At 74.1% G+C, this 6,432-nt stretch carries 7 protein-coding genes; 3 read left to right on the plus strand and 4 right to left on the minus strand.

Features of this window, described 5'->3' with window-relative positions; all coding sequences use genetic code 11:
* Nucleotides 1-152: 152 nt before the first annotated feature.
* From DZF91_RS29960 to DZF91_RS29970, 3 genes are all read left to right on the plus strand, one after another.
* Complete coding sequence (locus DZF91_RS29960) at nt 153-779, plus strand: hypothetical protein (RefSeq protein ID WP_117360453.1); 627 nt, start codon at nt 153-155, stop codon at nt 777-779.
* A 143-nt stretch (nt 780-922) separates the two neighbouring features.
* A complete protein-coding gene (locus DZF91_RS29965) occupies nt 923-2,338 on the plus strand; it encodes a glutamate decarboxylase (RefSeq protein ID WP_328589235.1) in 1,416 nt (471 codons plus the stop codon).
* Nucleotides 2,339-2,365: 27 nt separating this feature from the next.
* Nucleotides 2,366-3,016, plus strand: coding sequence for an HAD family hydrolase (locus DZF91_RS29970; RefSeq protein WP_117360454.1), 651 nt, complete (start codon nt 2,366-2,368; stop codon nt 3,014-3,016).
* 179 nt (nt 3,017-3,195) lie between these two features.
* Here DZF91_RS29970 and DZF91_RS29975 read toward each other — a convergent pair whose 3' ends face one another.
* The 4 genes from DZF91_RS29975 to DZF91_RS29990 all read right to left on the minus strand — a co-directional run.
* Nucleotides 3,196-3,924, minus strand: coding sequence for an alpha/beta fold hydrolase (locus tag DZF91_RS29975; protein ID WP_117360455.1), 729 nt, complete (start codon nt 3,922-3,924; stop codon nt 3,196-3,198).
* Between the two features lie 28 nt (nt 3,925-3,952).
* A complete protein-coding gene (locus DZF91_RS29980) occupies nt 3,953-4,909 on the minus strand; it encodes an alpha/beta hydrolase (protein WP_117360457.1) in 957 nt (318 codons plus the stop codon).
* A 231-nt stretch (nt 4,910-5,140) separates the two neighbouring features.
* Nucleotides 5,141-6,112, minus strand: coding sequence for an alpha/beta hydrolase (locus DZF91_RS29985; protein ID WP_199486985.1), 972 nt, complete (start codon nt 6,110-6,112; stop codon nt 5,141-5,143).
* 77 nt (nt 6,113-6,189) lie between these two features.
* Nucleotides 6,190-6,432, minus strand: a 243-nt coding sequence (locus tag DZF91_RS29990; protein WP_147341452.1) for a response regulator transcription factor, incomplete at its 5' end; no start/stop codon positions are given.

The raw sequence follows: 6,432 nt of genomic DNA on the forward strand, positions 1-6,432 counted from the left end.
CGGGGCCGCGCCCCGGCTCGGCGGCGGCGGACGGCGCGCCACCCGCGCCCCGCCGGGAGGCTCCCGCAGGAATGCCGGCACGGCGCGGCGAGACATCTGGACATTCTTCATAAATCTGTCACACTGGCCCGGATCCTGGTCGGGAGGTCGGAGTGACGGACGACGCGCGCGCGGCGCTCGAGCTGGTCCGGGACGCGGGGCAGTTCAAGTGGTACGTGATACCGCTGCTGCTGGTCGTGCTGTACGTGTACGCCGTGGAGGCCGAGCGGCGGAACTGGGACGTCCTGTTCGCCGGGCTGGCCCTGTGGGGCATGGACTGGTTCAACGAGATCTGGAACGCCCTGGTCTTCCACTTCACCGAGCGGGCCCCGGTGTGGGGCGCGCGCGGCGCGACGGCCTACCAGATCCTCATCGGCCTGAACATCGAGATCTGCTTCATGTTCGCGGTGATGGGCGTGGCGGCGGCCAAGCTGCTGCCGCCGCGCGGCACGCGGATCCTCGGCCTGCCGAACCGGCCGGTGCTGGTCGCCGTGAACTCGGCGCTGGCGGTCGGCGTGGAGGTCCTGCTGAACCGGGCCGGCGTGCTCACCTGGGACTGGTCCTGGTGGCGCGCCGGCTTCCCGGCGCTGATCTTCCTGGTCGGGTACGTCCCGTTCTTCGTCGCCTGCTTCGCCGTCCACGACATGCCGAGGGTGCGGACGAAGGCGGTCACGGTGGGCGCGATCCTCGGCGTGGACGCGCTCGCCCTGGCCGTCTTCGGCGCGCTCGGCTGGATCTGACCCGGACATCCGCCCGCCGACCGGCCCCCTGGTTCCCGGCGGTCCGCCGGAGCCGGGCCCTCTCCGGGTGTTTAGCCGCACCGCCTCGCCGGAACGTGCTCCTTGGAGGACCGGGAGATTCCCGGCGGACCGGGGAGGACGGCGTGGCGCTGCACAGGAGTGCGAAGGGCACGACCGAGGTCAAGGCGGGCACGGGCGTCTGGCGCGACGCGCCCGCCGCGTGGGACGACGTGTTCGCCGAGCCGTCGTCCGACGGGGTGCTGTCGAAGGGCCGGATGCCGGAGCGGATCGCCGACCCGCGCGCCGTCTCCGAGATGATCCGCGCCGAGCTGCTGCTGGACGGCAACGCCGCGCAGAACCTGGCGACGTTCTGCACCACCTGGGTCGAGGACGAGGTCCGCCGGCTGATGGACGCCTGCGTCGCCAAGAACATGATCGACAAGGACGAGTATCCGCAGACCGCCGAGATCGAGGCCCGCTGCGTCCGGATCCTCGCCGACCTGTGGAACGCGCCCCTGGAGACGACCGCCGTGGGCTGCTCCACCACCGGCTCCAGCGAGGCGGCGATGCTGGGCGGCCTGGCGATGAAGTGGCGCTGGCGGCAGCGCCGCCTGAAGGAGGGCAGGCCCGCCGACAGGCCGAACCTGGTGTGCGGCCCGGTCCAGGTCTGCTGGGAGAAGTTCGCCCGCTACTTCGACGTCGAACTCCGCCAGATCCCGCTGGAGGCCGGCGCGACCGGCCTGCGGCCCCACCAGGTCGCCGAGCACGTGGACGAGAACACCATCGGCGTCGTCGCCATCCTCGGCGTCACCTTCACCTGCGACTACGAGCCCGTCGCCGCGATCTCCGCCGAACTGGACCGGGTCCAGGAGGCCACCGGCCTGGACGTCCCGATCCACGTGGACGCCGCCAGCGGCGGGTTCGTCGCGCCGTTCCTGCACCCGGGCCTGGAGTGGGACTTCCGGGTGCCCCGCGTCGTGTCGGTCAACGCGTCCGGCCACAAGTACGGCCTGGCGCCGCTCGGGGTCGGCTGGGCGGTCTGGCGCGACGCCGAGTACCTGCCCGCCGACCTGGTCTTCTCCGTGGACTACCTGGGCGGCGACATGCCCACCTTCGCGCTGAACTTCTCCCGTCCCGGCGGCGAGGTCGTCGCCCAGTACTACCTGTTCCAGCGCCTGGGACGGGAGGGCTACCGGCGCGTCCAGGAGGCGTGCGCCGAGACGGCGCGCTGGCTCGGCGAGCAGATCTCCGCCCTCGGCCCGTTCGACCTCCTCTACGACGGCCGCGGCGCGCTGCCCGCCGTGTCCTACCGGCTCAAGCCCGACCACACCGGCTTCACCCTGTACGACCTCACCGAGCAGTTGCGCGTCCGGGGCTGGCAGGTCCCGTCCTACCCCCTCCCGGCCGACCGCGGCGACACCGTCGTCCAGCGCGTCCTCATCCGCCACGGCGTCGGCCGCGACGAGGTCTCCCTGCTGGTCGAGGACATGAAGCGGTGCCTGGAACGCCTGGCGTCCGGCAGCACCGGAGCCCCGCACCGCCCGTCCTTCCACCACTGATCCCGCGTCTCCCGCACACTGGTCCTCATGTCCCGCAAACTGGTCATCCTGGACAACGACGGCGTCCTCGTCGACAGCGAGCGCATCTCGCACCGCATCATGGCCGCCTACCTGACCGAACTCGGCTACCCCACGACGTTCGAGGAGGCCGTCCGGCGGTTCCTCGGCACCGCCGCCCGCAACGTCCACCAGGTGATCGCCGACCTGCACGGCGGCCGTCTGCCCGACGACTTCGTCGCGCTCTGGCAGGAGCGCGTCTTCGCCGCCTTCCGGGAGGACCTCACCGCCGTCCCGGGGGCGCCCGACCTGCTCGCCGACCTGCGGCGGCGCGGCACCCCGTACTGCCTGGCCTCGTCGTCGGACCACGCCTGGATCGACCTCACCCTCGACCGGACGGGCCTGCGCGCCCACCTCCCGCCCGAGGCCGTCTTCAGCGCCCAGGACGTCGGCGGCGTGGGCAAGCCCGCCCCGGACCTGTTCCTGCACGCCGCCGCGTCGTTCCGCGTCCATCCCGCCGACTGCCTGGTCGTCGAGGACAGCCCGAACGGCGTCCTGGCAGCGCGCGCCGCGGGCATGGACGTCCTCGGCTACACCGCCCTCACCCCCGCAGACCGTCTCCGGGACGCCGGGGCAACCCACCTGATCACGTCGCTGTCGGAGGTAACCGACCACCTCTGACCGGCCAGGTCCCCCGACCACCGGACGACCACGCGAAGTGAGGCGGGCTCGTCCGTTCGGGCGCTCGTGAGCACCGGCCGCCAGGATCATCCGAAACACCACAAACTCCCCGCGCGGCTTCCGGCGCGGGGAGTTCGTGGTGGGGTTCGGACGAGCCGTCCGGGCGGGTGGACGGTCCGTCAGGCGAGGACGGCGGCGGTGATCGCGCGGGCGACCGCCTCGGGGTGCGACAGGGCGACCGCGTGCGAGGCGCCCTCCAGCTCCACGGTCTCGGCGCCCACCCGCGCGGCGGCGGCCCGCTGCGCGGCCGGGTCGATGGCGTGGTCGGCGCCCGCCACGACGAACCGGGACGGCAGCCGCTTCCAGCCGGGCTCGACGGCGAGCGGCTCGGACAGCGCGCGCTCGGCGACCGGACGCTGCGACACCGCCATCAGCGCGGCCGTCTCGGTCGGCAGGTCGGCGCAGAACACCGAGTGGAACCGGCCCTCGTCGATGGTGAACTCGGTCGCGGTGCCCGAGCCGTCCGGGTAGGCGGACGGGACGAGCGCCGAACCGAGCTCGGGCGGCGGGAAGCCCTCCGTCGACGACAGCGCGCTCATCCCCTTGTCGAGCCCGAACGCCGCGACGAAGACCAGTCCCTCGACGTTGGACGCCGCGGACGAGGCGTGGGTGATGACCGGGCCGCCGTAGGAGTGGCCGACGAGCACGACCGGGCCGTCGATCCGCCGCACGACCGAGGCGATGTAGTCGCCGTCGTGGGACAGGCCGCGCAGCGGGTTGGCGGCGGCGAGGACGCGGGTGCCGGCGTCGCGCAGGCGTTCGGCGACGCGCCGCCAGCTGGAGGCGTCGGCGAACGCGCCGTGGACGAGCACGACCGTCGGGCGCGCGGAGGAGAGGGAGGAGTTCATGATCGCTTTCTGTGGGCGGAGGGAGGGGTCAGGCGTGCAGGGCGTCGCGCAGGAACTCGCCCGCCTGCCGGGTGGCGGCCTTGGCGGCGTGCGTGTCGCGCAGGGCGTTCAGCATCACGAAGTCGTGGATGATGCCCTGGTAGCGGACGGCGGTGACCGGCACCCCGGCCTCGCGGAGCTTGGCGGCGTACGCCTCGCCCTCGTCGCGCAGCACGTCGGCCTCGGCGACGATGACCAGCGCCTCCGGCAGCCCGGCCAGGTCCTCGGTGGCGGCGCGCAGCGGTGAGGCGGTGATCTGGGCCCGCTCCCCGGCGTCGGTCGTGTACTGGTCCCAGAACCAGCGCATGCCCTCGCGGCTGAGGAAGTAGCCCTTCTCGAACTGGTCGTAGGAGCCGGTGTCGAACGCGGCGTCGGTGACCGGGTAGAACAGCAGCTGCGCGGCGAGCGCGGGGCCGCCGCGCCGCTTGGCCAGCAGCGTCGTGGCCGCCGCCATGTTGCCGCCGACCGAGTCGCCGGCGACGGCGATGCGGGAGGCGTCCAGGCCGTGCTCGGCGCCGTGCGCGGCGATCCACTCCAGGGCGGTGTAGATCTCCTCGATCGCGGTCGGGTACCGGGCCTCGGGGGAGAGGCTGTAGTCGACGAACACGGTCGCGGCGTCCGCGCGGACGGTGAGCTCGCGGACGAGCCGGTCGTGGGTGTGGGCGTTGCCGAACACCCAGCCGGCGCCGTGGACGTACAGGACGACCGGCAGCGCTCCCGTGCTTCCCGCCGGGCGCAGGATCCGCAGCCGGACGTCGCCCGTGGGGCCGCCCGGGACGGTGAGGTCGGTGACGTCGGCGTCGGGGACGGGGACGTCGCCGCTCTGGACGTCGTCCACGGCCTTGCGGCCCTCTTCGGGGCCGAGGTCGTACAGGAAGGGCGGGTTGGCGGTGGCCTCGACGAACTGCTGCGCGGCGGGCTCGAGAACGGGCTTCGGATTGCTCATGTCCCCCAGCATCCCCGCCTCCGCCGGGCCTGACATCCGTCAACCGACTGCAGTCCGCCGATGCGGTCGATGACGTAGGACGTTGAGTCGGTCGAGCGCGGGAGGCGCGGGACGCGCGGGCGCGGCTCGGACGAGGGCGCGGGCGGGCTCAGGGCGCGGGCTCGGCTCGGAGGAGGGCGCGGGCGGGTTCAGGGCGCGGGTTCGGCCAGGACGACGGGGTGGGCGAGGAGGTCAGAAGAGGGTGCGGGCGAGGAAGTCGGCCCCCTGGCGCAGCGCGGCGCGGGTGGGCGGGCTGTCGCGCAGGGCGGTGAGGGACGCGAAGTCGTGCACGGTGCCCAGGTAGCGCACGGCGGTGACGGCGACGCCCGCGCCGCGCAGGTTGCGGGCGTACTGCTCGGCGTCGTCGCGGGCGACGTCCGCCTCGGCCGAGACGACCATGGTGTCGGGCAGCCCGGCCAGGTCCTCGGCGGTTGCGCGCAGCGGCGCGGCGAAGGGCTCGGCGAGCTCCCGCTCGTCGTCGCTGTACTGCCGCCAGTACCACCGGACGGCCTCGTCCGGGAGCAGCGGGTCGGCGCCGAACTCCCGATGGGACGCGCCGGAGCAGCCGGGGTCGGTGAGCGGGTAGAACAGCAGCTGGGAGCGCAGTCGGGGACCGCCGCGCCGCTTGGCGACCAGGGCCAGCGCCGCGGCGATCGTGGCGCCCGCGCAGTCGCCCGCGACCGCGACGCGCCGTCCGTCGAGGCCGAGCCCGTCGGCCTGGTCCAGCGCCCACAGCAGCAGCGCGTAGCACTCCTCCAGCGCGACCGGGTACCGCGCCTCGGGTGTGCGGCTGTACTCGGGCACGACGAACGCCGCGCCCGAGCCGAGCACGAGGCCGCCGATGATCTGGCCGTGGGTGTGCAGGTCGCCCAGCATCCACCGGCCGCCGTGCACGTACAGCACCGCCGGGAGGGGCCCGGTGGCGCGCTCGGGGCGGACGATCCAGAACCCGGTGAGCCCGGACGGCCCGACGGGCGCGACCTTGAACTCCGCGCGCACCCCCGCGGGCAGCGTGTGGTGGCCCTGCGCCTCGGTCAGCGCCTGGCGGCCGTCCTGGGGGCCGAGCTGGTGCAGGTAGGGCGGGGCGGAGGCGGCGGCGAGCAGGCGCCGGACCAGCGGGTCGAGCACCACCGGCCGGTGCCCGTCAGCGTCGCGCGCGTCCACGTCCCCCACCTCCCAGATGCGCCAGCCTAGCGGCCGTCCGTGCTGGTGGGACCGGCCGGGACGCCCGTCCGGCGGCCTCAGTCACCGTCGAGGACGTCCCGCAGCTGGTGCCGGCTGCTGACCCCGAGCTTGGGGAAGACGCGGTAGAGGTGGGACCCGATGGTGCGGGGGGAGAGCTGCAGCCGCTCGCCGATCTCCCGGTTGCCCAGTCCCCGCGCGGCCAGCCGGACGATCCGCTGCTCCTGGGCGGTCAGGGCGGCGAAGCCCGCGCCCGCACCCGCGCCTCCGCCCGCGCCCGCGCCTCCGCCCGCGTCCACGCC

Origin of the sequence: Actinomadura logoneensis, assembly GCF_003428695.1 — a bacterium.
Classification (GTDB): Bacteria; Actinomycetota; Actinomycetes; order Streptosporangiales; family Streptosporangiaceae; genus Spirillospora; species Spirillospora logoneensis.

Bases quoted from the DNA above. Each gene is read 5' to 3' on its own strand.
- DZF91_RS29980 (WP_117360457.1), bottom strand. From the start codon at position 4,909: ATGAGCAATCCGAAGCCCGTTCTCGAGCCCGCCGCGCAGCAGTTCGTC.
- DZF91_RS29970 (WP_117360454.1), top strand. From the start codon at position 2,366: ATGTCCCGCAAACTGGTCATCCTGGACAACGACGGCGTCCTCGTCGAC.
- DZF91_RS29975 (WP_117360455.1), bottom strand. From the start codon at position 3,924: ATGAACTCCTCCCTCTCCTCCGCGCGCCCGACGGTCGTGCTCGTCCAC.